Genomic DNA, 20,630 nt, shown 5'->3' on the forward strand with positions numbered 1-20,630 from the left:
CACCGTTCCGCCTCTGCGGAGGCGCGGCCCGGTGCTGCGTGCTCTGGCAGGACGTGCCACCGTACGGGCGCACGACACCGGGGAGAGGGGCACGGATGAGCGAGCAGGGCACGGCGGGGCGCAGTGCGACGGTCGACCTCGGAGGTCCCGTCCACTACGTCGACTTCGGCGGTCCGGCCGACGGGCCGGTCCTGGTCCTGGTGCACGGACTCGGCGGATCGCACCTCAACTGGGACCTGTTCGCCCCGCTGGTGCGTGGGGACGCCCGCGTGCTGGCCATCGACCTGCCCGGTTTCGGCCGCAGCGAGCCCGGTGAACGGAAGGCGAGCGTCGCGGCCAACGTGGCCGTGCTGCACCGCTTCCTGACCGAGGTCGTGGACGAGCCGGCGGTGCTGGTCGGCAACTCGATGGGCGGGATGATCTCGATCCTGGAGGCCGGGGAGCACCCCGGGTCGGTGCGCGGCCTGGTCCTGCTCGACCCGGCCGTGCCCGGCCCCCGCCGCGCCCTCGACCCGCTCGTGGCGCTGATGTTCGCGATCTACGCGCTGCCCTTCGTGGGGGAGCGGTTCCTCTGGTGGCGTCGGCAGCGGCAGTCGGCCCTGGCCCGCGTGCGCGAGATGCTGCAGCTCGTCGGCGTCGATCCGGACCAGGTGCCCGCGGAGGTCGTCGACCGCTCGGTCACCCTGCTGGAGGAGCGCCGGGACGTGGACGGCATGGACAAGGCGTTCCTCGCCGCCGCCCGCTCGCTGGTCCGGCTGCTCGCCGATCCGCGCCGCTACCGGGCGGCGATGGCGTCCATCTCCGCTCCCGTGCTGCTCGTGCACGGCGACCGCGACCGGCTCGTCCCGGTGGCGGCCGCCCGTGACGTCGCCCGCCGGCACCCCGCCTGGCGCTACGCCGAGTGGGTCGGCGTCGGGCACGTCCCGCAGCTGCAGGAGCCGCAGCGCCTGGCCACCGAGGTCCTCGACTGGCTGCGGGACGTCGCCGTCCTCCGGTGACCCTCAGCCGTCGGGGCGCAGGGTGTCGCGCAGCGCCTCCAGCCCGGTGTACCGCGGCCGCCAGCCCAGCTCCTCCCGCGCGCGGGTGGTGTCCATGATCGCCGGGCGGCTGGCCGCCTCCACCCACTCCGCCGCCGGCGGGAGGAACGGCAGCCGCGCCACCGCCCGCGCCGCGGCCTGCGCCGGAGCGGCGGGGAACGGGATGGGCAGTGCCCCGAACTCGCGGGCCACGTCCGCCGCGGTCAGGACGCCGTCCCCGGCGATGTTGTAGGCCCCGGCCGGTCCGGCGCCCACGATGCACAGGAGCAGTGCCTGGCCGACGTCCTCCTCGTGGATGAACTGCAGCGGGTGCTCGGGCACGAGGAGCGGCACGGGGACCGGCAGCCGGCGCGGCCGGTCGAACAGGCGCCGGCCGAGTGGTGCCAGGGGGCCGGGCAGGACGTCCTTGCCGCCGATCGCGTGCGGGCCCACCACCACGGGCGGCCGCAGCAGGTAGAGGTCGAGGGAGGGCGCCGACGCCGACTCCTCCTCGAGCAGGTGCTCGAGCTCGGCCTTCTCCTGCGCGTAGAACAGCCGCGCCGCGGGCCGGACCGGCCACTCCTCGCTGATCCGTTCCGGGTTGTCGCTGTGGAACCCGTACGCGGCGACCGACGACGCGTAGACGAAGCGCTTCGCGCCCACCTCCGCCGCGGCCCGGAAGACGTTGAGCGTGCCGTCGACGTTGATCGCCCGCGTGGTCTCGCGCGAGGCGTTGCCGGTGATGAGGAACGCCAGATGCACCACGACGTCGGCGCCGGAGAAGGCCTCGCGCAGCGCGTCCGGGTCACGCACGTCGCCCTGCCGGTACTCCATCTTCGTCCAGCCGCGTTCGGCCGGGTCGAAGGGGCGGCGGGCCATGCCGATGATCCGCTCGATGCGGTCGTCGGCCTGCAGGAGCGGCACCAGGCCCTCGCCGAACGTCCCGGTCGGGCCGGTGACGGCGACGGTCAGGCCGGTGCGCTCGCTCTTCTTCCGCTTGCCCCCGGAGCCGGCCGGGCGGCGTTGCTTGGCCGGGCTCACCGGGCCGCTGCCTTGCCGGCGGGCGCCGCGTCCGCCGGCTGCTCGACGTCCGGGGTGCCCTTCTCCGCGCGGGCCAGCTCGAGCAGCTCCTCGATGCCCCGCCGGATGCCGCCGGACAGCGCGTCGACGTCGGGGAAGGCGTCGAAGTCGGCGTTGATCCCGAAGGTCATCGTCTTGAGGTAGCTGAAGATGCCGATCGAGCACCGGGTGCCGCCGGCGATCGGCACGTACGCGTGGGCGGTGCACATGCGCCGGCCCAGAACGTAGAGCGGGACCCGCGGGCCGGGGACGTTCGTCGTCACGGCCTGGCACCAGATCTGGCCGGCCTGCACCGCCGCCCGGACGCCGAGCGAGAGCAGCATCGGTGCGACGAAGTCGCCCATGGAGATGATCGACGGGACGTCGACGGCCTGCATGGCCTGCTTGTACTCGTCCATCTGCCCGCGGATGGACTGCAGCCGCGACACCGGATCGGGGTCGCCCACCGGCAGGTCGACGAAGACCGCCGAGACGCGGTTGTCCAGCGTGCCCTTCTGCTGCTCCGACCGCACCGACACCGGCACCATCGACCGGACGACGAGGTTCTCCGAGGAGAGCTCCCCGCGGCCCTTCAGCAGGTCGCGGAAGCCCTTGGTGATCGCGGTGAGGACGACGTCGTTGACGGTGCCGCCCAGCGCGGTCCGCACCTCCTTGAACTCGTCGAAGTTGCCCGAGGTCCAGGCCCAGCGGCGGTGCGGGCCGATGGGCCCGTTGAGCGACCGGGCGGTGGGGGTGACGGCCTGCTTGGCCAGCGACGGGATCGTGTGGGCGAGCGTCCGACCCGAGTCGGCCATGCTCTTGGCGTTGCGGACGGCGTTGGTCACGGTCGGCAGCGAGGTGAGGGTGCGCAGCGGCTGGGTGAGGGCCTCGGTCACCGCACCGGCCACGAGGGCGGCGCCGGACGGGTCGCGGCGGGGCGTCCAGTCGCGCGGCTCGTCGTGCGTGGCGTCGGGGCTCAGGTCGAACATCAGCTGCATGAGGTCGGTGCCGGCGACGCCGTCGACCATGCAGTGGTGGACCTTGGAGATGATCGCCCAGCGGCCCTCGGCCAGGCCCTCGACCAGCCACAGCTCCCACAGCGGCTTGGCCATGTCGAGGCGCTGACCGAGCACCCGGCCGGCCAGGTTGCGCAGCTGCTCGTCGGACCCCGGCGAGGGGACCGCGGTGTGCCGCACGTGGTACAGGATCTGGAAGTGCGGGTCGTCCACCCACATCGGACGGCCGAGCTGCAGGGGGACCTCGCGCACCCGCTGCCGGTAGCGGGGGACCAGCGGCAGCTTGCTCAGCAGCAGGCGCACCACGTCGCCGTAGGTGGGCGCCGGCCCTTCGAACACGGCGACCGAGCCCACGTGCATGGGCGTGTTCTCGCTCTCCGCGAAGTAGAACCCGCTGTCGAGGGCACTCATGCGGTCCACGTCTCGCTCCTCGCCGCCCGCCTCTGCTCGGCGGGCCGTCGCACGGTCTCGGTTGGCCGCCGAAGTTAGGTGTGTCGCGAGGTACCCGCAACTCGGGGATGTGGCGGCGGCCACATCCTGCATGCCCCGGTCCTCCGCTGGTCAACCGGCCTGTCTCAGCTGCTGCTGCACCCGGTCGAGGAGGTCGAGCAGGGCGCGGTCGACGACGTCGGTCCGGGTGAGGTTCACGCTGTGCCCCGCGCCCTGGACCATGACCAGCTCGGCGCCGGGGCCGATCTCCGCGGCCAGCCGCCGGCCGTGCGCGGCGGGGGTCAACCGGTCGTGCGTCGCGGCCACCACGGTCACCGGCACCCGGGCCAGCACCGGCAGCGAGCCGTACTCCTCGTGGTCGAGGAAGGTCGCGTAGAAGGCGGCCGTGACCGGGAACGGTGTCTCCTCCAGCAGGCCCTGCACCAGGCGGACGCTGGTCCGGTCGGCGTCGGCCCGGTTGCCGAAGAGGAAGCGGCGGGTGAACCAGCGGCCGAACGGGCTGCCCCGCCACCGGAACCGCTCCATCAGCGGCGCCACCAGCTGCAGCACCCGCAGGTAGACCGGGAGCAGGTGCAGGCGGCGGACGATCTTCAGCAGCCGGCCGAGCAGTCCGCTCTCCACCAGCCCGCCGGCCGACGTCGCCATGAGGAAGGCGCCCACCACGCGGGTGCCGAACAGCTCGGGCCGCTGCCGGGCGAGCGCCATGATGCTCATCCCGCCCATGGAGTGCCCGGCCAGCACGACCGGACCCGACGGGACGGCGGCGTCGAGCACCTGCCCCAGGTCACGGCCGGTGCGGTCGATCGTGGCGTCGTGGAGAGGGGTGGCGGCCGACCGGCCGTGGCCGCGCTGGTCCCAGAACACGAGCCGGTAGCGGTCGCGCAGTGCCAGCCGCTGCAGCTCCCACTCGGCCAGGCGGGCGGTGAACCCGTGGGAGAACAGCACGGTCACCGGCGCCGACTCCGGCCCGTCGAACTCGACGTGCAGGTCCACGCCGTCGTCGGTGCGGACCACCCGGGAGCCCGGAGGGGCGGGGTCGGTGAGGGGCGGCAGGATCAGCGGAGGCAGGTCGCTGGGCACCGCGCCATCCCAGGGCGTCGCGGCGTCCGGCGCAACCCGGCTCAGTGCGGCGCGCGCCAGGTCGGCGCGGACTCGCGCACCAGCCGGCGGACGGCGTCGACCTCGCGGGCCAGCGGCGCGAGCACGCCGTCGGCGTGCAGCTCGGCGTCGTCGGGAGGGCGGTGCGCCCGGACGTCGTCCTCCAGCCGCCGGATCGCCCGGCGCAGCGTGGCCACCTGCGCCAGGTCGGGGGCCGGCTCCCCGCCGCGCGTCGCGATGACCGCCTCGGTGACGGCGTCGGAGGCCCGCTCCAGCTGGACGATGACCGGCCACCACGCCGCGGCGCGCGTGCTGATGGGCGGCGGCTCGGCCAGACGGCGCTGCAGCTGGGTCTGCAGCTCGGTCAGCGCCCGGTAGTTGCGGCGCCGCGCCCGCCGCCGCTCGGCCGGGCTGCCGGTGAAGGCTGCGTCGACGAAGCCGTCCAGGGCCGTGGCGGCGTCCCGCAGTGCCTGGTCCAGGGGGGCCCGCCACGTCTGCGGCCACAGCAGGTACCCGAACACCAGGACGATGGCGCAGCCGACCAGGGTGTCGAGCAGCCGCGCACCGACCAGCCCGGGACCGCCGGGGAGGGCGAGGTCGAGCATCAGGATGATCAGCGGGGTCTGGAAGACCGAGAACAGGCCGAAGTTGGTGTCCCGGGCCCAGGGCAGCACGGCCGCCGAGCAGACCAGGGCGAGGACCACCCAGCCGTTGCGGGGCAGCACGGCCAGCAGCGCCGACCCGAGCAGGACGCCGAGCAGCGTTCCCGCGCCCCGCTGGACCGCCCGCGTGAAGACCGAGCCGAAGTCGGGCTTCAGCACGATCGCCACGGTGAGCAGCACCCAGTAGGGCCGGGCGAACGGCAGGTACTGGCGGGCCACCTCGGCGATCGACATGCACAGGGCCAGGCGGACGGCGAAGCCGCGCGCGTCGGCGCTGGCCAGCGTCCGGTCGACGACGTCGCGGAGCCGTGCGGACAGGCTCACCGTGGGCTGGAGTGCCGCCGCGCGGGCCCGTTCCTCCGGGTCCGCGACGACGTTCCACGCCAGGCGCACCCCGTGCCGGACCGCACGCAACGCCGGATGGCCCTGGTCCCGCTCGGCCGGCCGGTCCTCGGGCAGCGGGCGGTCGCCCGAGACCGCGGTGGCCAGGGAGTGGACCGCGGCGACGTCCTGGGGATCGGCCTGCACCCCCGCCCGCGCGGTGGCGACGGCCCCCTCGACCAGCACGGCGGCGGCGTTGAGGATCCCGGCCAGCTCGCTGAGCTCTCGGCTGCGGCCGGCCGAGCGGCTGCGGCTGCGGATGACCCGGTCGTAGGCGGCGTTGAGCGCGCTGGTGAGGGCCCGGCGCGCGCCGGGGGCGGTGTCGGTGCCGGCCACGGTGAGCAGCTCGGCGATGCGGGTGAACACGGCCGCCACGGCGGACCGGTCGGGGTCCACGGGCTCGGTGCGGACCTGGACGAGGGTGGTGAGCGTGGCCCAGGCGGCTCCGGCCAGGAAGAAACCGACCTCCGCGACCGCGGGCAGCGGCGTGATGAGGCCGGAGGCCAGCGCGGTGTAGACCAGCAGCTGGAGGGCGCCCAGGGACAGCGCCGAGTTGACCGCGCTGATCAGCGCCGCGGCGGCCGACAGCACCGCGACGACGAGCACCGGCGCCCAGCCGCCACCGGTCGCGTACTGCCCGGCGAGCAGGCCGAGGGTGCCGAACACGGTGGCCGCGGCGATCCGGCGCAGCCGGTCGCGCAGGGGGCCCGGCTGCGGGGCGAGCGAGGCGGCCAGCGCCCCCATCGTCCCGAAGACGCCGGCGCCCAGGGTGGCGCCGGAGTCCAGGCCCCCACCGACGAGCACCGCCAGGGCCAGGGGAGCGGGGACTGCGACGGCGAACCGGACGACGTCGCGCCAGGGCACGCGCGGTGGCGTCGTCCGCAGCAGCTCCTCCAGCCAGGCGGGGGCGTGCAGCGCCCGCTCCCGACGCCGCTCCTCCGCCACGTGAGGAGCTTGTCATTCCACCGTGGCGGTCGCGCCGCCGACGCCTACGCTGCGGAGCCGTGACCGTGTCGCTCGGTGAGGTCCTCGCCGCCCTGGACGCCCGCTACCCCGCCGAGCTCGCCGAGGGCTGGGACGCCGTCGGCCTGGTCTGCGGCGACCCCGACGAGCCGGTGCGGAAGGTGCTGTTCGCCGTCGACCCCACCGCCGCGGTGGTCGACGAGGTGGTCGAGACCGGCGCCGACCTGCTCGTCACCCACCACCCGCTGTTCCTGACCCCCGTGCACGGGGTTCCGGCCGACGACCCGAAGGGCCGCCTCGTGCACCGGCTCGTGCGGGCCGGCGCGGCGCTGCTGGTCGCCCACACGAACGCCGACCGCGCGCCCGACTCCGGGGTGAACGACGCACTGGCCGCCGCCCTCGGCCTGGCCGACGCCGTACCCCTGGAGCCGGCCGCCGCCGACCCCCGGGCAGGTCTCGGCCGGGTGGGGCGGCTGCCGGAGCCCATGACGCTGCGGGAGTTCACCGAGCACGCCGCCGCCGCGTTGCCGGCCACCGCCGGCGGGGTGCGCGCCGCGGGTGACCCCGACCGGCCGGTGCGGACGGTCGCGGTCTGCGGCGGCAGCGGGGGATCCCTGCTGGGCGCCGCGGCGGCTGCGGGGGCGGACGTCCTCCTCACCAGCGATCTGAAGCACCACCCGGTCAGCGAGGCGCTGGAGCAGCCCGGCCCGGCGCTGTGCGACGTCGCGCACTTCGCCTCCGAGTGGCCGTGGCTGCCGGTGGCCGCCGGTGTGCTGAGCGCCGATCTGGACGGGCGGGTCGAGGTGGCGGTCTCCACCCGTCGCACCGACCCGTGGACCTGCCGGGCGGGCCAGGAGGAGACCGGCGGCCGGCACGCGGCGGGCTGAGCGTCGGGAGAGCCCCCGGCGCACCGGTACGTTCTCTGCGTGAAGGTCGACCATTTCGAGCAGCAGAAGCTCCTGGAGCTGGCGGCGGAGGACGTCGCGCTCACCCAGCTCGCGCACCGCCGGCGGACGCTCCCCGAAGCGCTGGCCGTCGAGTCGGCCGCCGAGGCCGAGCGCACCCTCGCCGACGACGTCGTCCGTGCCGAGACCGAGGTGCGGGACCTGCAGCGCGAGGTGAAGCGGCTCGAGGGTGACGTCGAGACGGTGCGGACGCGCGCGGCCAAGGACCAGAAGCTGCTGGACTCCGGCAGCGTCTCGGCCAAGCAGATGACCGACCTGCAGCACGAGCTGGAGTCGCTCGGCCGCCGCCAGTCGGACCTGGAGGACCAGGAGCTCGAGCTGATGGAGAGCCTGGAGGCCGCCGAGGCGACCCTGCGGGCCGCGCAGGAGGGCCGGGAGAAGGCGCGCGCGGAGCTGGCGCGCGCCGAGCAGCTCCGCGACGACGCCCTGGCCGATATCACCGACGGCACGAACCGGCACGAGGCGGCCCGGGCGGCCGTCGCGGGCGGGATCTCCGCCCCGCTGCTCGGCCTCTACGACCGCATCCGCACGCAGACGGGCACCACGGGCGCGGCCATGCTCAGGGCGCGCCAGTGCCAGGGCTGCCGCATCGAGCTCAACGGCCGCGAGCTGGCCGCCGTGCGCAACGCCGACCCGCACGAGGTGGTGCGGTGCGAGAACTGCGGCCGGATCCTCGTGCGCACCGCCGAGTCGGGGCTGTAGTGGCTCGTCGGCTCGTCGTCGAGGCCGACGGCGGCTCGCGGGGGAACCCCGGGCCCGCGGGCTACGGCGCCCTGGTCCGCGATGCCGAGACCGGCCGCGTGCTCGCCGAGCGCGCGGCATCGGTCGGCCGGGCCACCAACAACGTCGCCGAGTACGGCGGCCTCGTCGCCGGCCTGCAGGCGGCCCTCGACCTCGACCCCACCGCGTCGGTCGAGGTCCGGATGGACTCCAAGCTCGTGGTCGAGCAGATGTCGGGCCGCTGGAAGGTCAAGCACCCCGACATGCAGAAGCTCGCGCTCCAGGCGCAGCAGATCGCCCGCCAGCTCGGGCAGGTCCGCTACACGTGGGTCCCGCGCGCGCAGAACGGCGCCGCCGACGCCCTGGCCAACAGGGCCATGGACGGCAGGCCCGTCCACCGCGACGCCGCCGCCGAGCCCGTGGTCCTCGAGGACGACGTGCAGCCGGCCCCCGAACCGGCGCCGGTGGTCACCACCGTCACCCACCTGCTGCGGCACGGGCAGACCGAGCACACGCCGGAGCGGCGGTTCAGCGGCCGCAACGACCTCCCGCTGTCGCGCACCGGTCGTGCCGAGGCCGAGGCCGCCGCGCACCGGATGGCCGGGCTGGGCATCGACGTCGTCGTCGCCTCGCCGCTGCGCCGCACCCGGGAGACCGCCGAGACGGTCGCCGCGGTGCTCGGTCTGCCCGTCGAGTTCGACGAGGACCTGGTCGAGCTGGACTTCGGCGACCTGGAGGGGCTGTCGGCCGACGAGGCGCGGAAGGAGCACCCGCTGGCCGTTCGCCGGTTCATGACCGATGTCCGGGTGGCCGCGCCCGGCGGCGAGTCCGTCGCCGACGTCAGCGCCCGGGTGGCGCGGGCCCGGCAGCGGATCCTCACCCGGTACGCCGGGAGGACGGTGCTCGTGGTCAGCCACGTGACCCCGATCAAGCTGATGCTCGCCGCGGGGCTCGGCGCCGGCGACGACGTCGTGCACCGGGTGTTCCTCGAGGCCGCGTCGCTGTGCACGGTGGCCTGGTCCTCGGACGGTCGCACCTCGGTCCGGCTGGTGAACGACACCGCCCACCTGCGCTAGACGCGCGCGAACAGGTAGGCCGACACCGCGACGGCGAAGAGCACGATCGCCACCCGTAGCGGCGTGGTCGGGATGCGGGTGGCGAGACGCGCCCCGGCGAACCCGCCGACCAGCGCTGCCGGGGCGGCGACCGCCACGACCAGCCAGTCGACCGGGCCGAAGAACCCGAAGACGACGAGACCGACGGTCGCGCTCACCGACGACAGCGCCGACTTCAGCGCGTTGGCCAGGGTGAGCCGGTGCAGCCCGATGCCGAGCACGCCGAGCAGGATCACGCCGAGCGCGCCCCCGAAGTAGCCGCCGTAGACCGTGGCCACGAAGAGTGCGGCCAGCAGCCACACCGGGTCCCGCCCCGCGGCGCCGCCCTCGCGCTCCCGCACCCGCCGGGCTACCAGCGGCTGGGCGGCGATGAGCACGGCGGCCAGCAGGACGAGCACGGGGACGACGACGTCGAAGGCGTCCGACGGCGTGGTGAGCAGCAGGACGCTGCCGGTGGCGCCGCCGGCAGCGGCCACGACTCCGAACCGCACGATCCGGCCGCGCTGCCCCGCGTACTCGGCGCGGAATCCGGCGACGCCGCCCAGGTAGCTCGGCCACTGGGTCACCGAGTTGGTCACGTTGGCCGCGACCGTCGGCAGTCCGAGCGCGACCAGGGTGGGGAAGAGGATGAGCGACCCGCCACCGGCGACGGAGTTGACGGCGCCGGCGAGGAGGGCCACGACGGCCGCGACGACGAGATCAGCGGCGGACACCTGGCCAACCTACGGTGGGCCCATGAGGAAGCCGGGCAAGGCATCGGTGCTGGCCGCGCTGCTGGGTGGGGGCGGAGTCCTGCACCTGGTCCGGCCGTCGATGTACGACTGGCTGGTGCCGCCGGAGCTGGGGGATCAGCGCACCTGGGTGCTCGCCACCGGGGTCGCCGAGATCGGTACCGCGGCGTTGCTGGCCGCCCCGGCCACGCGCCGGTTCGGGGGCTGGTCGGCCGCGGCGCTGCTCCTGGCCTTCGTGCCGGCGCACCTGCACACGTTCCGGGTGATCCCGAGGAGGCCGCTGCCCGTGGCGGTGGCGGTCGGCCGGCTCCCGCTCCAGGTCCCGATGGTGGCCGCCGCGCTCGACGTCGCCCGTGGGCGCTGAGGCCGGGCAGACTCCTGCCATGCCGCCCACCCCGTTGCCCGACGACTGGCAGCGTGCCCTCGTCGTCGCCGCCCACCCCGACGACATCGAGTACGGCATCGCCGCGGCCGTCGCGGTCTGGACCGCGGCCGGCAAGGAGGTGCACTACCTGCTGGCGACCCGCGGGGAGGCGGGCATGGCCGGAGTGCCGCCGGCGGAGGCGGCGCCGCTGCGCGAGGAGGAGGAGCGGCGCTCGGCCGCCGTCGTCGGGGTGACCGAGGTGGAGTTCCTCGACCACCGCGACGGCGTCCTGCAGCCCGGCCCCGACCTGCGGCGGGACCTCGCCGCTGCCATCCGGCGGCACCGGCCGGAGCTCGTCGTCACCGGGTGGTTCGGCTCGACCTGGACGCCGCCGGGCGTCTCGCCGGGCTACCTGAACTCCGCCGACCACCGGGCGCTCGGGCAGAGCGTGCTGGACGCGGTCGCCGACGCCGGCAACGAGTGGATCTTCCCGGATCTCGCCGAGGAGCCGTGGCGGGGCACGCGCTACATCGCGGTCAGCGCGCTGCAGGACCCGCCGCACGAGGTCGACGTGAGCGAGGTCGTCGAGACCGCGGTCGCCTCGCTGGCCGAGCACCGCCGCTACCTGGAGCTGCTCTCCGACGAGCCGGTCGAGGAGCAGGCCCGCCAGGTCGTCGACATGTCCACCCGCGCCGAGGACGGCCGCCGACGGGTGGGGTTCAGCCTCTACCGGGCCTGAACCACCCCGGTGGGCAGCTCGGCCAGCCACTCCTCGAACTGCGCCGCCGGGAGCGGGCGCGCGTGCAGGTACCCCTGGCTGAGGTCGCAGCCGAGGGAGCGCAGGTGGGCGAAGGTCTCCGCCGTCTCCACGCCCTCGGCGACCACGCGCAGGCCCAGCCGGTGGGCGAGCTCCACGGTGCTCGCCACGATGGCCGCGGTCCGCCCGTCGGTGAGCAGGTCGGCGGTGAAGGAGCGGTCGAGCTTGAGCTCGCCGACCGGCAGGTCCCGCAGGTAGGACAGGGACGAGTAGCCGGTGCCGAAGTCGTCGATGCTCACGCAGGCGCCGAGATCGGCGAGCCGGCGCACCACCGCGATGCTGCGCTCGGGGTCGGTGAGCAGCACGCTCTCGGTCACCTCGAGGACGAGGTGGCCGGAAGGCAGCTCGTGGCGGTCCAGGAGGGTGGCGACGCGGCCCGGCAGCCCCACGTCGAGCAGGTTGCTCGCCGACAGGTTGACCGACATGCGCAGGTCCAGCCCGCGCCGGTACCACTCCGCGGCCTGGGCCACGGCGCGGTCGAGCACGACCTCGGTGAGCGTTCCCATCAGGCCGTGGACCTCCGCCAGCGGGAGGAAGTCACCCGGGCCGAGGAGCCCGCGGACGGGGTGCTGCCAGCGCAGCAGCGCCTCCACGCCGACCGGGCGACCGGTCACGACGTCGAGCTGCGGCTGGTGGTGCAGGACCAGCTGGTCACCGGTCAGCGCGGCGCGCAGGTCCTCGACCAGCGCCAGGTTGCCGCTGCTGCCGGCGTGCCGGCTGCTGTCGTAGAGCGCGGCGCCCGAACCCGAGCGCTTCGCGTCGTACATGGCGACGTCGGCCTCGCGCAGGAGTGCCGTGGGCCGCACCGCGACGTCGCCACCCGGCGAGACCGTGAGGCCGACGCTGCCCGACGAGTGGATCACCATGCCCTCGATGGGGAAGGGGTCGGCCAGGCGCTCGTGCAGCCGCCGGCCCAGGGCCAGTGCGGACTCGGCCAGCGGGGCGTCGGCGTCCATGGGGGCGAGCACCGCGAACTCGTCGCCACCGAGCCGGCCGAGCACGTCGCCGGGGCGGAGCACGGTCTCCAGTCGGGCGGCGACCATGCGCAAGAGGTCGTCGCCGGCGGCGTGGCCGAGGGCGTCGTTGACCTCCTTGAACTTGTCCAGGTCGAGCAGCGCCAGCGCCAGGGGGACGCCCTGTGCGCCGAGCTCCTCGACCCGGCGCAGCATCGCCCGGCGGTTGGCCAGCCCGGTGAGCTCGTCGGTGAGGGCCTCCCGCCGGGTCACCGCCAGGACGGCCAGCTCGCGCACGTTCACCAGCAGGCGGATCCCGGAGCCGACGGCGGCGAGCGCGGCGCACCACAAGGTCATCCCGCGCACGTCGGCGAGCGAGGCGTACAGGAGCACGCCGGTGGAGGCGACGATGACGACGAACGCGCCGACCGTCGACGCCGTCGGGTCGGCCGGCTGTGGCTCGGAGCGGCCCGGGCGGAGGACGGTGGCCAGCGCGAGGCTGATCACCGCGAGCGGTTCGGTCACCCACGCCCAGGTGTCGGGCCGGCCACCGGTGACGAGCACCGCGGTGGAGCCGGCGAGCGTGGCCCCGAAGGAGGCCATGACCAGCCAGGTGCGGGGATCGCGGCCCAGCGCACCGACGAAGGGCAGCGTCGCCACGGTGCCCAGGATGACGAGGGAGACGGCGAACTGGGTGACCACCGCGAGGCCCGCACCGGTGAACTCCGCGGTGAGCGGGCCGTCGACGAGGGTGGAGACGAGCTCCACCACCGCGATGACGGCCAGGACCGCCGAGGCGCCGTTGAGGGTGTCGTTCGGGTCGGCCAGGTTGCTGCTGAACCGGTTCCAGCGCACCAGGCCGCCGTAGAACAGCGGGAAGGCGACGACGGGCGCCCACAGCGCCATCCACCCGGCGGCCTGCTGGGTCGCGGGGACGGCTGCGAGGACCGGGCCCAGGAGCACGGTTCCGGCCAGCAGCACGGTGCCGGCGGCGATCCGGCTCCACACCGCGCGCTCGTGCGCGACGGCGCGGGCCCGCCACACGACCAGGAGCAGCAGCCCGCCGTGCAGGACCAGCGTCAGCGCGATCCGCAGCGGCCCGGTGTGGGAGGGCGAGCTGACCTCGAGCCGGCCCGTCCCGACGAGCAGCCCGACCAACCCCGCGACGACGACGAGCGTCGTCGGGAGGAGGGGCGCTCCGGGCAGCAGTCGGGAGCGCAGGGCTGCCTGCATGCCTGGTCCATCGGCTCCCCGGCGTCCGCGGTGAACCCGGACACACGCGCCTCCCTCCATGGGGTGGGCGCCGGCGGACCACCGTGTCGCGGCGACCCCTAGACTCGCCGGCACGACGGACGAGTCGGCTGGGCGGTCGCGTCGGTGGGGGAGACCTCGCCGCCGAGGAACGTCCGGGCTCCACAGGGCAGGGTGGTCGTTAACGGCGACCCGGGGTGACCCGCGGGACAGTGCCACAGAGAACAGACCGCCGGCGTTCGCGCCGGTAAGGGTGAAACGGTGGTGTAAGAGACCACCGCACACCGGGTGACCGGTGTGGCTCGGTAAACCCCACCCGGAGCTAGGTCAAGAAGGGACGACGGACGGAGCGATCCGACCGTTGTGCTGCGCAGGCGTTCGAGGGCGGCCCGCCCGAGCCTGCGGGTAGACCGCTCGAGCCTGCCGGCAACGGCAGGCCTAGATGGATGACCGCCCATCGGGAGGCCGCAAGGCACCCGTGGACAGAACCCGGCGTACAGGCCGACTCGTCCGTCGTCCCGCCGCTGACCTGCGGTTTCATGGTCAGAGGGTGGCGTCAGTCCGCGCGGAGTCCGCAACTCGGCCGAGAACGGAGTCGACGGCGGCCCTCGTCCGGTCGTCCGAGTCGGGCCAGAGATGGCTGTAGGTGTCCAGCGTCTCGGCGGCGCTCGCGTGACCGAGGCGGGCCTGGACAGTCTTCACCGACTCCCCGTGCCGGATGAGCAGGCTCGCGTAGAAGTGCCGCAGCGAGTGCATCGTCACGCTGCTGAGCCCGGCACGCCGTACCGCCGGTCGCCACACGGCCGCGGAGAACGCCGTGCGGCGGATCGGGTCGCCGAGTTCGGTGGTGAACACGAACTCGTCGGCAGGCCAGGTGGCGAGGTGGACCGCCAGGGCGTCGATCACGACCTGGGGGAGTGGGACCACGCGGACGGACGCCTGCGTCTTGGGCGGCGCCAGGTAGGGGACCCGGTCGGGCATGGTGACGAGCTGCCGGTCGACGGTCAGTTGTCGGCGCAGGAAGTCGATGCGGTCGACGGTGAGCCCGAGGGCCTCACCCTGCCGAAGCCCCGTGCCCGCCGCGAGGGTGACCAGCGCCCGGTATCTCTCCGGCATGGATTCGGTCAGCGCCTCGACCGCCTCGAGTCTCATCGGTTCGATGCGTTGCCGGTGGACCTTCGGCAGCTTGGTGCCCTCGCACGGCGAGGCGACGATCCGGCGGTCGCGGACGGCGGCCTTGAAGATCCCCGCGAGAATCCGGTGGAGCACACCCACGGTTGCCGGGGCGAGGTCCAGGGACAGCTGCTTGACGAGGGATTGGATGTCGCTGGGCAGCACCGAGCCGAGCCGCTTGTCGCCGAGCCGGGGGTAGACGTGGCGGCGCAGCATGGTCTCGACGTGGGCTGCGGTGGTCGGCCGGTGCACCTGGGTGGCGCGCCACCGTTCGGCGTACTCGCGGAAGGTCACCCGGCCGGCCGCGGGGTCGACGTACTGACCGGTGACCATGGCGGCGGTCATCTCGTCGAGCCACCGCTGGGCGTCGACCTTCCGCTTGAAGTGCCGGGCGTGCTCCTTGCCGGACGCGTCGCGGAAGCGCGGCCGGTACGTGCCGTCAGGACGTCTGGCGATCGACGCCATGGCTTCATCGCCTCGCTCTCATGCTCGTCGTTGTCCTGCCGCGACCCGCTCCTCGAGTGCCTCGCGGGCCAGCTGGGAGACGGTCTTGCCCTCCTGGGCGGCGATCTCGGCAGCCCGGTCGCGAGTGCTGGGAGCGATCCGGAAGGTGATGCGCGGTGAGGCGGCAGCCTCGCCGGTCAGGGACGGTCGCCCGGCGCGACGGCGGACCTCCTCGACGATCTCCGCTGCTCGGTCCTCGGTCAGTCGGCTTCCGTCGGCTAGTCGGACGTCCTCGGCGTCGAGGTCGACGTCGGGGCCGATCGGCGTGGCGGGTGTGACAGCGGGCGCGGTGCGGTGGGCCATGGGGCTCATCCTCGGAGCTGGGTGGGCATGACGTGGATGACGAGCAGGTACGGCTGCGCGGCGTCGGTCGGCCGAATCTCGAGCGCGATGATCTCCAGCTCTCGGTCTCGTTCATCGGGTCCGACGTAGAGCCAGGCACTGGCGCCGCTGCTGGTGGTGACCGGCGTGGGGTTGGTCGTGGCCAGCACGTGCCGGGCGGAGGCCCGGCCGATGCGGTGCCTCCTCGCCGACTGCGTGAACCGGATCTCCCACCCGCTAGTATTGTCTGACACAATCTCTCCGGTCAAGGGCGGCCGTTGCCGGCCTGCCGGCGGTGATCGTCGATCCAACTGTGCAGATCATCGGAGCGGTAGAGGATGCGGCGGCCGAGGCGGAAGCTGCGCGGCCCGGTGCCGAGGTGGCGCCAGTACCGGAGGGTGGCCACCGGGGCGCGGAGGAGTTCGGCGGCCTCGGTGATGGTGAGCAGTTCGGGCTCACGGTGGGCTGGATCGTCGGACATGGCTGGCTCCGGTGGGCTCGGGTGGGCTGTGCTCCGTCATGGGGAGAAGGCGCCAATCGGTTGCGATTGGTGACAGCCGACCGCCGATGTCTCCCGAAATGCTCCGGTTCTCCTCCTGTTGCTGGTGGTCGTGCCCGCGGCCCTCCAGTTGGCGGCGGTCCTGCTCATCGGCCGATGCCCGGGGCGGCGCCTCCACGGGCGAGGGAGGGTCCTCGCCGTTCGACCTCGGGCCGGGGAACGCTCGGTACCGGTGCCACCGGGCGCGGGGGAGCGGCTGCCGTCCGGTCGCGCGCCCGGTCCTGGCGGTCGCGGGCGGCCTCTCGAGCGGCCAGCTCGGCCGCGTGCCCGGGGCCCAGGTCGGCCCGGTCGCGGCCGAAGACGGCGATCCACTGCGCCCGGGCCTGGGCCACGTCGGCCGCGACGAGGTGCGCGGTGTTGGACAACCGGCCGCGGGTCATGCCGACGTAGGCCGAGGCTGCGCCGGTGGCGTCATCGATCACCACGTGCGCGGCGGGAACGGTGTTCCCCTGCACGCCGTACGCGGTGCTGGCGTAGACCAGCTCCACGTAGTCGGTGACGTATTCGGCCGGCAGCACCCGGACCGGCGCGCCGGCCGGGGTGACATCGCCCCGGGAGACGTCACCGGTGGCGGTGCCGGCGGTGACCAGCAGCCCGCCGCGTCGGCCGACCGCGGTGACGGTCCACGTGTCTCGGTTGGCCACCTCCAGGTCCCGGTCGTTGCGCCGGGTGGCGATCCGGTCGCCGGCGCCGATCCGTTGACCCGCCCGCGTGGTCACGACCCGGACGTCGTCGACGCGGCCGTCGGTGACCAGCCGGTTGCGGATGGCGGCGTTGAGCTCGGTGACCTGCTCGCGGGTGTCCGCCACCACGGCGACGTCAACCGCCTGGGGGTCGTGGGCGGCGGTCGCGGCCAGGGCGTCCTGCAGCGCTGCGGAGTCGGGGTGCAGGTGAATCCGGCCGCGGGCGAGGAGGGCGTCGAACACCCCGCCCGGGGTGTCACCCCGCCGCATCGCCAATGTCAGCTCGGCGTACTCACCGTCGCGAACCGATTGGCCGGTGCTGTCGGTGCGGCTGAAGCGGTGCACCGACTCCAACGTCAAGCAGGCAGCCGGGTCGACCTGAGCGGCGGCCAGGTCCAGGACACCGCCGCGGCCGATCGCGGTGAGCTGGTGGCGGTCGCCCAGCAGCGCGAGCCGCGCCCCGGCCTCGTCGGCGACGCTGAGCAGGGCGCGGGCGGTGTCCTGGTCGAGCATGCCGGCCTCGTCGATGATCAGCAGGTCCCCGGGCCGCAGCCGGCTCGTCTCCGCCGGCCCGCTGTAGGTGCGGCCGGTGACCGGGTCGACCTCGCCGGGGGCGAGTCGGGTCCATTCGCCGTGCTCGGTCCAGCGCCAGCCGTGGGCGAAGACGAGGGACGCGGCCGACCCGGTGGTCGCGGCGACCTCCGCGCGGGCGACCTGGGCGGCCTTCAGCGTCGGGGTCACCACGACCAGCCGGCGGCCCTGCCGCTGGAGCAGGCGATGGGTGGCGGCCAGCGTGGTGGTCTTGCCCGCCCCGGCGGCGCCCTCGACCACTACGAGGCGGCGGTCGCCGGACAGGACGGCGACCGCCGCGGCTTGGCCGACATCCAGGTGGCGGACGAGCCCCACTGGTAGTCGCTCCGGCTGCAGTCCGGCCAGGGCCGGCTGGTCGGCGCGGGCGGCGAACCGGGTGACCAGGTCGGCCTCCACGTCGAGCACCGGCCGCGAGGTCCAGGACCGGACGTGCTCCGGCACTCCCTCCCGGTCCACCAGGGGAACGCACCGGCCGAGAGCGCGGGCGGTGAGGTCCTCGGCCAACTCGAGGCGCACCGCCGGGTCGGCGACGATGCCCCCCGCGGCTATCCGCCGCTCGACCTCGCCACGGACGTCCGCCGCGTTCCAGGCCGAGCGGCCGGCGGCCAGCCGGGTCAGCACGGTGTCGACGGCAGCCTCGCGGTCGAGTACGCCGATCGGGGTCGGCGCCAGCGAGACGGGGCGGGCGGGATCTCGATAGCCAAGCGACGCCAGCTCGGCTCGCCACCGCGCCACGAGCTCGGCGCCGGAGCGGGGGATGACCTTGTCCGGGCGCCCCTCGGCCCAGGCGCGGACGTCCCAGGCCCGCCGCAGCGCCGGACCGGGCTGCTCGCCCGGGTGCGCCGCCATCCAGGCACGTTCGTAGCGGTCCAGGTTGCGCCCGATCTGCGCCGCCCGTGCGCTGAACAGGCCGACGTACTGGGCGACCTCCTGTATTTCTCCAGTCGCATCCAGGGTGTAGCCGTGCCCGGCGAGCACGGCCCGGAACTGAGGATCGCAGGCGACCGCGGCGTGCCCGATCCCGTTGAGCGCGGCCAGGAAGTCCCGCACGCCGACGGTGTGCAGCCCACGCCATTGCCCGGCGGCGAACACCCGGGCACCGATCTGCAGGTGCAGATGCCGGTGCGGATCTCCCGCGCGGGAGGTGTAGTGCCGCACCGTCACCGCCTCCAGGATCTCCACCGGCACCTGGACCTGGCCGCCGCGCGGGCCGACCCGGGTGGTCGCGTGGGCGGCGAGCCAGCCGACGATCTGGGCGGCGGCGCGGTCCTGCGCGGCGTCGTAGGCGTCCGCGACGTCGTCGTGCATTGCGGCGGCCAGTGACCAGGACTTCGGGCCGTTGACCACCACCTCGACGAAGCGCACCGCGTGGGCGTCGGTGCGCAGCCGCCCCCGTGGGTCGCCGGTGTCCGGGTCGCGGCCGGCCACCCAGCTCTCGTAGGTCTGCCTCGTGAGCGGTGCCCGCTCGGCCACCCGTCGGTCGCAGGCCACGAAGCGGCGGGCCAGGCCGGTGCCCTCGGCCAGGTAGTAGTCATCGGCCCGGCCGCGGTCGGCCTCCAGATACGCCCGGGCAGCCGCCGCCGACCCGGCGTACACCTTCATTCCACCGCGCATTTCCAATGCCACCCAACAATGACCAACAGGTCACCCCTAGAAACGGCGATGGGCCCCGCGAAGCGGGGCCCGGACTACCTTTATTGGTAGCATGCGTGCCGTCCTTTAGTGAAGGAATTGGCTTGCGCGGGAAAGGTTGGAGGGGTGGTGCAGAGACATCGTGGGTATCATGTCGTTGGCTGTTTACGGCGATTATCGACTACGGGCAGCTTGCTTTCCTTCGAGCTGAGGGTGCGCATGGCCATCAGCTCCGCGGTGACCCCCGGCTCGCACCACCGGCCCCATGCAAGCCGCTGGCGCGGAAGTCGAGCGGCAGCTGGACGATGAGGCCCCGACCGGCTCGGAGGGCGTCCCGGTTGCCCTCCCCGTGCGAGAAGGTTCATTGGGCGGGTCTTGCGGGACGGCGGTCACTTCCTACCTAGCGCCCTGCGATGTTCCCGGTTGGGGTTCCGCCTACGGGACGGGCTCGACTACGGCGGTGACGCGATGTATCGCCGCCTGCTGTCAATTCATCTCGCTCGCTCCGCCGGAGTGTGCCGAGGCTTCATACCAGCGCAGCACCCGCAGCGCCCGGAGCGTATTCCACCGGCTGGGCGTGCCATCGGGTTCCTCGAACCGGAAGTGGACCGCGCCGGGGTGGCTGTTCTCCAGCAGCCAACGCCCGTCGGGCTGACGTTTGGTCCGGACTTGTTCGATCGCCTCGGCCAGCCGTGGATCGGGTGTGCCGCCACGCCGGGCGAAGTAGTCCGTCGCCTTGAGCAGGTCGTAGTGCCAGCGTGGGGGGTAGGAGAACAGCAGCCACTGCGGGTTCACCGTCTCGCCGGTGCGCCACGACCGGAACAGGTTGCGCCGCAGCAGGTACTCCTCGCCGTTCCGGCGAGCCCGGCGGACCTCGTCGGACCCACCGGTCTGACGCTCCCACCTCAGCAGGGCGTCGATCACGTCCAGCGTGCTTGCGAATGATCCCGGCGCCGGACGTGCCTCGGCCCAGCAGTTCCAGCCGCCGTCCGGCATCTGGTCGGCTACTAGCCGCTGCACCACGGGATCGACGTCGATCCCCAGGTACGTGCCGATCAAGATCGTGCCGGCGTTGATGCAGCAGTCGACTTCCCCATCGAAGAACGGCAGCCCCTCGTATTCCCAGCGGCAGTTGCGGGCGACCAACTGAGCGGTCTCCTGCATCGGGAGACTGTCCGGCGGTACGCCCACATGGCACAGGTCGAGCAGGACGGGGTACGTCGCGGTCCACGGCTGGTCCGGATGGTCACCGGACTGGTCGGCTTGCCCGTCGGCCGCTTCTGGGTCGGGTGACGGGAAAGGCGGGGGTGGCTCACCGGCAGCAAGGGCCTTCGCGGTGGCCGCGGCGAACGCCGCGGTCCCCGGGAGCAGGCCCCGTCGGCCCACTGTCCGTCAGGGGCCCGCAGCGACAGCAGCCGAGCACCCCACCCCTCGTGCTCCACCCGCGCTCGCTCGGCGGCCACCTCGTCTTGCGAGGCGTCGACGATGTCCCGGAGCACCTGCCAGCGGATTGCCGGATCGCCCTGCAACAGCCACCGCACGACCGGATCGTCTTGGGACATCGGCGGCGTCCGGGGAACGCGGGGGCCAAGGCTCTCCATCGGCG

17 protein-coding genes, 1 other RNA gene and 1 pseudogene are annotated in these 20,630 nt (G+C 74.1%); 7 read left to right on the plus strand and 12 right to left on the minus strand.

Annotated features, from left to right (window positions below):
* Nucleotides 1-95 precede the first annotated feature (95 nt).
* On the plus strand, nucleotides 96-998 hold the full coding sequence (locus tag DQ237_RS13095; protein WP_113800591.1) for an alpha/beta fold hydrolase: 903 nt from the start codon (nucleotides 96-98) through the stop codon (nucleotides 996-998).
* Between the two features lie 3 nt (nucleotides 999-1,001).
* On the opposite strand, the gene DQ237_RS13100 is transcribed toward DQ237_RS13095, so the two are convergent.
* The 4 genes from DQ237_RS13100 to DQ237_RS13115 all read right to left on the minus strand — a co-directional run bounded on the left by DQ237_RS13100 (nucleotide 1,002) and on the right by DQ237_RS13115 (nucleotide 6,627).
* Nucleotides 1,002-2,057 carry an NAD-dependent epimerase/dehydratase family protein gene (locus DQ237_RS13100; protein WP_205730207.1) on the minus strand — a complete coding sequence of 352 codons (1,056 nt, stop codon included), beginning with the start codon at nucleotides 2,055-2,057 and terminating at the stop codon, nucleotides 1,002-1,004.
* The gene (locus DQ237_RS13105) at nucleotides 2,054-3,502 is read right to left on the minus strand and encodes a wax ester/triacylglycerol synthase family O-acyltransferase (RefSeq protein ID WP_240619631.1); all 1,449 of its coding nucleotides are present in this window, start codon (nucleotides 3,500-3,502) and stop codon (nucleotides 2,054-2,056) included. Before DQ237_RS13105 ends, DQ237_RS13100 begins: the two co-directional genes overlap by 4 nt.
* Before the next feature lie 150 nt (nucleotides 3,503-3,652).
* Nucleotides 3,653-4,621, minus strand: a complete 969-nt coding sequence (locus tag DQ237_RS13110; protein WP_240619610.1) for an alpha/beta fold hydrolase — start codon at nucleotides 4,619-4,621, stop codon at nucleotides 3,653-3,655.
* 41 nt (nucleotides 4,622-4,662) lie between these two features.
* Entirely contained in the window at nucleotides 4,663-6,627 is a 1,965-nt protein-coding gene (locus DQ237_RS13115) for an FUSC family protein (RefSeq protein WP_113800593.1), read from the minus strand.
* 59 nt (nucleotides 6,628-6,686) lie between these two features.
* Here DQ237_RS13115 and DQ237_RS13120 point away from each other — a divergent pair, with 59 nt between their 5' ends.
* Genes DQ237_RS13120 through DQ237_RS13130 form a run of 3 tightly spaced genes read left to right on the plus strand, consistent with a single transcriptional unit; the run spans nucleotide 6,687 to nucleotide 9,406 of the window.
* On the plus strand, nucleotides 6,687-7,532 hold the full coding sequence (locus DQ237_RS13120) for a Nif3-like dinuclear metal center hexameric protein (protein WP_113800594.1): 846 nt from the start codon (nucleotides 6,687-6,689) through the stop codon (nucleotides 7,530-7,532).
* 39 nt (nucleotides 7,533-7,571) lie between these two features.
* Nucleotides 7,572-8,312, plus strand: a complete 741-nt coding sequence (locus DQ237_RS13125; protein ID WP_113800595.1) for a zinc ribbon domain-containing protein — start codon at nucleotides 7,572-7,574, stop codon at nucleotides 8,310-8,312.
* Nucleotides 8,312-9,406, plus strand: coding sequence for a bifunctional RNase H/acid phosphatase (locus tag DQ237_RS13130; RefSeq protein WP_113800596.1), 1,095 nt, complete (start codon nucleotides 8,312-8,314; stop codon nucleotides 9,404-9,406). The genes DQ237_RS13125 and DQ237_RS13130 overlap by 1 nt, the downstream gene beginning before the upstream one ends.
* Here the strand turns inward: DQ237_RS13130 and DQ237_RS13135 are convergent.
* Nucleotides 9,403-10,158 carry a sulfite exporter TauE/SafE family protein gene (locus DQ237_RS13135; RefSeq protein ID WP_113800597.1) on the minus strand — a complete coding sequence of 252 codons (756 nt, stop codon included), beginning with the start codon at nucleotides 10,156-10,158 and terminating at the stop codon, nucleotides 9,403-9,405. The two genes, DQ237_RS13130 and DQ237_RS13135, sit on opposite strands and share 4 nt — an antisense overlap.
* A 22-nt stretch (nucleotides 10,159-10,180) precedes the next feature.
* Here DQ237_RS13135 and DQ237_RS13140 point away from each other — a divergent pair, with 22 nt between their 5' ends.
* Nucleotides 10,181-10,540 carry a hypothetical protein gene (locus tag DQ237_RS13140; RefSeq protein ID WP_113800598.1) on the plus strand — a complete coding sequence of 120 codons (360 nt, stop codon included), beginning with the start codon at nucleotides 10,181-10,183 and terminating at the stop codon, nucleotides 10,538-10,540.
* A gap of 19 nt (nucleotides 10,541-10,559) precedes the next feature.
* Complete coding sequence (locus tag DQ237_RS13145) at nucleotides 10,560-11,279, plus strand: PIG-L deacetylase family protein (protein WP_113800599.1); 720 nt, start codon at nucleotides 10,560-10,562, stop codon at nucleotides 11,277-11,279.
* Here the strand turns inward: DQ237_RS13145 and DQ237_RS13150 are convergent.
* Nucleotides 11,267-13,543: a bifunctional diguanylate cyclase/phosphodiesterase gene (locus DQ237_RS13150; RefSeq protein ID WP_166509609.1), complete on the minus strand. Its 2,277-nt coding sequence runs from the start codon at nucleotides 13,541-13,543 to the stop codon at nucleotides 11,267-11,269. The genes DQ237_RS13145 and DQ237_RS13150 overlap by 13 nt on opposite strands.
* Before the next feature lie 120 nt (nucleotides 13,544-13,663).
* Between DQ237_RS13150 and rnpB the strand changes: the two genes are divergently transcribed.
* An RNA gene (rnpB, locus tag DQ237_RS13155) (RNase P RNA component class A) lies at nucleotides 13,664-14,074 on the plus strand.
* 30 nt (nucleotides 14,075-14,104) lie between these two features.
* Here the strand turns inward: rnpB and DQ237_RS13160 are convergent.
* The 6 genes and pseudogenes from DQ237_RS13160 to DQ237_RS19950 form a co-directional block, all read right to left on the minus strand.
* Nucleotides 14,105-15,199: a site-specific integrase gene (locus DQ237_RS13160; RefSeq protein WP_113800601.1), complete on the minus strand. Its 1,095-nt coding sequence runs from the start codon at nucleotides 15,197-15,199 to the stop codon at nucleotides 14,105-14,107.
* A gap of 18 nt (nucleotides 15,200-15,217) precedes the next feature.
* Nucleotides 15,218-15,541, minus strand: a complete 324-nt coding sequence (locus DQ237_RS13165; RefSeq protein WP_113800602.1) for a CopG family transcriptional regulator — start codon at nucleotides 15,539-15,541, stop codon at nucleotides 15,218-15,220.
* Between the two features lie 5 nt (nucleotides 15,542-15,546).
* On the minus strand, nucleotides 15,547-15,813 hold the full coding sequence (locus DQ237_RS13170; protein WP_147251811.1) for a hypothetical protein: 267 nt from the start codon (nucleotides 15,811-15,813) through the stop codon (nucleotides 15,547-15,549).
* An 11-nt stretch (nucleotides 15,814-15,824) separates the two neighbouring features.
* The gene (locus DQ237_RS13175; RefSeq protein ID WP_113800604.1) at nucleotides 15,825-16,040 is read right to left on the minus strand and encodes an AlpA family transcriptional regulator; all 216 of its coding nucleotides are present in this window, start codon (nucleotides 16,038-16,040) and stop codon (nucleotides 15,825-15,827) included.
* A 272-nt stretch (nucleotides 16,041-16,312) separates the two neighbouring features.
* A pseudogene (gene mobF, locus DQ237_RS13180) lies at nucleotides 16,313-18,994 on the minus strand (MobF family relaxase); the annotation flags it as partial.
* Nucleotides 18,995-19,510: 516 nt separating this feature from the next.
* A complete protein-coding gene (locus DQ237_RS19950; protein WP_205730208.1) occupies nucleotides 19,511-20,188 on the minus strand; it encodes a hypothetical protein in 678 nt (225 codons plus the stop codon).
* Nucleotides 20,189-20,630: the final 442 nt, after the last annotated feature.

The sequence above is a fragment of the Blastococcus sp. TF02-8 genome (assembly GCF_003319175.1).
In the GTDB taxonomy this organism is placed as follows: Bacteria; Actinomycetota; Actinomycetes; order Mycobacteriales; family Geodermatophilaceae; genus Blastococcus.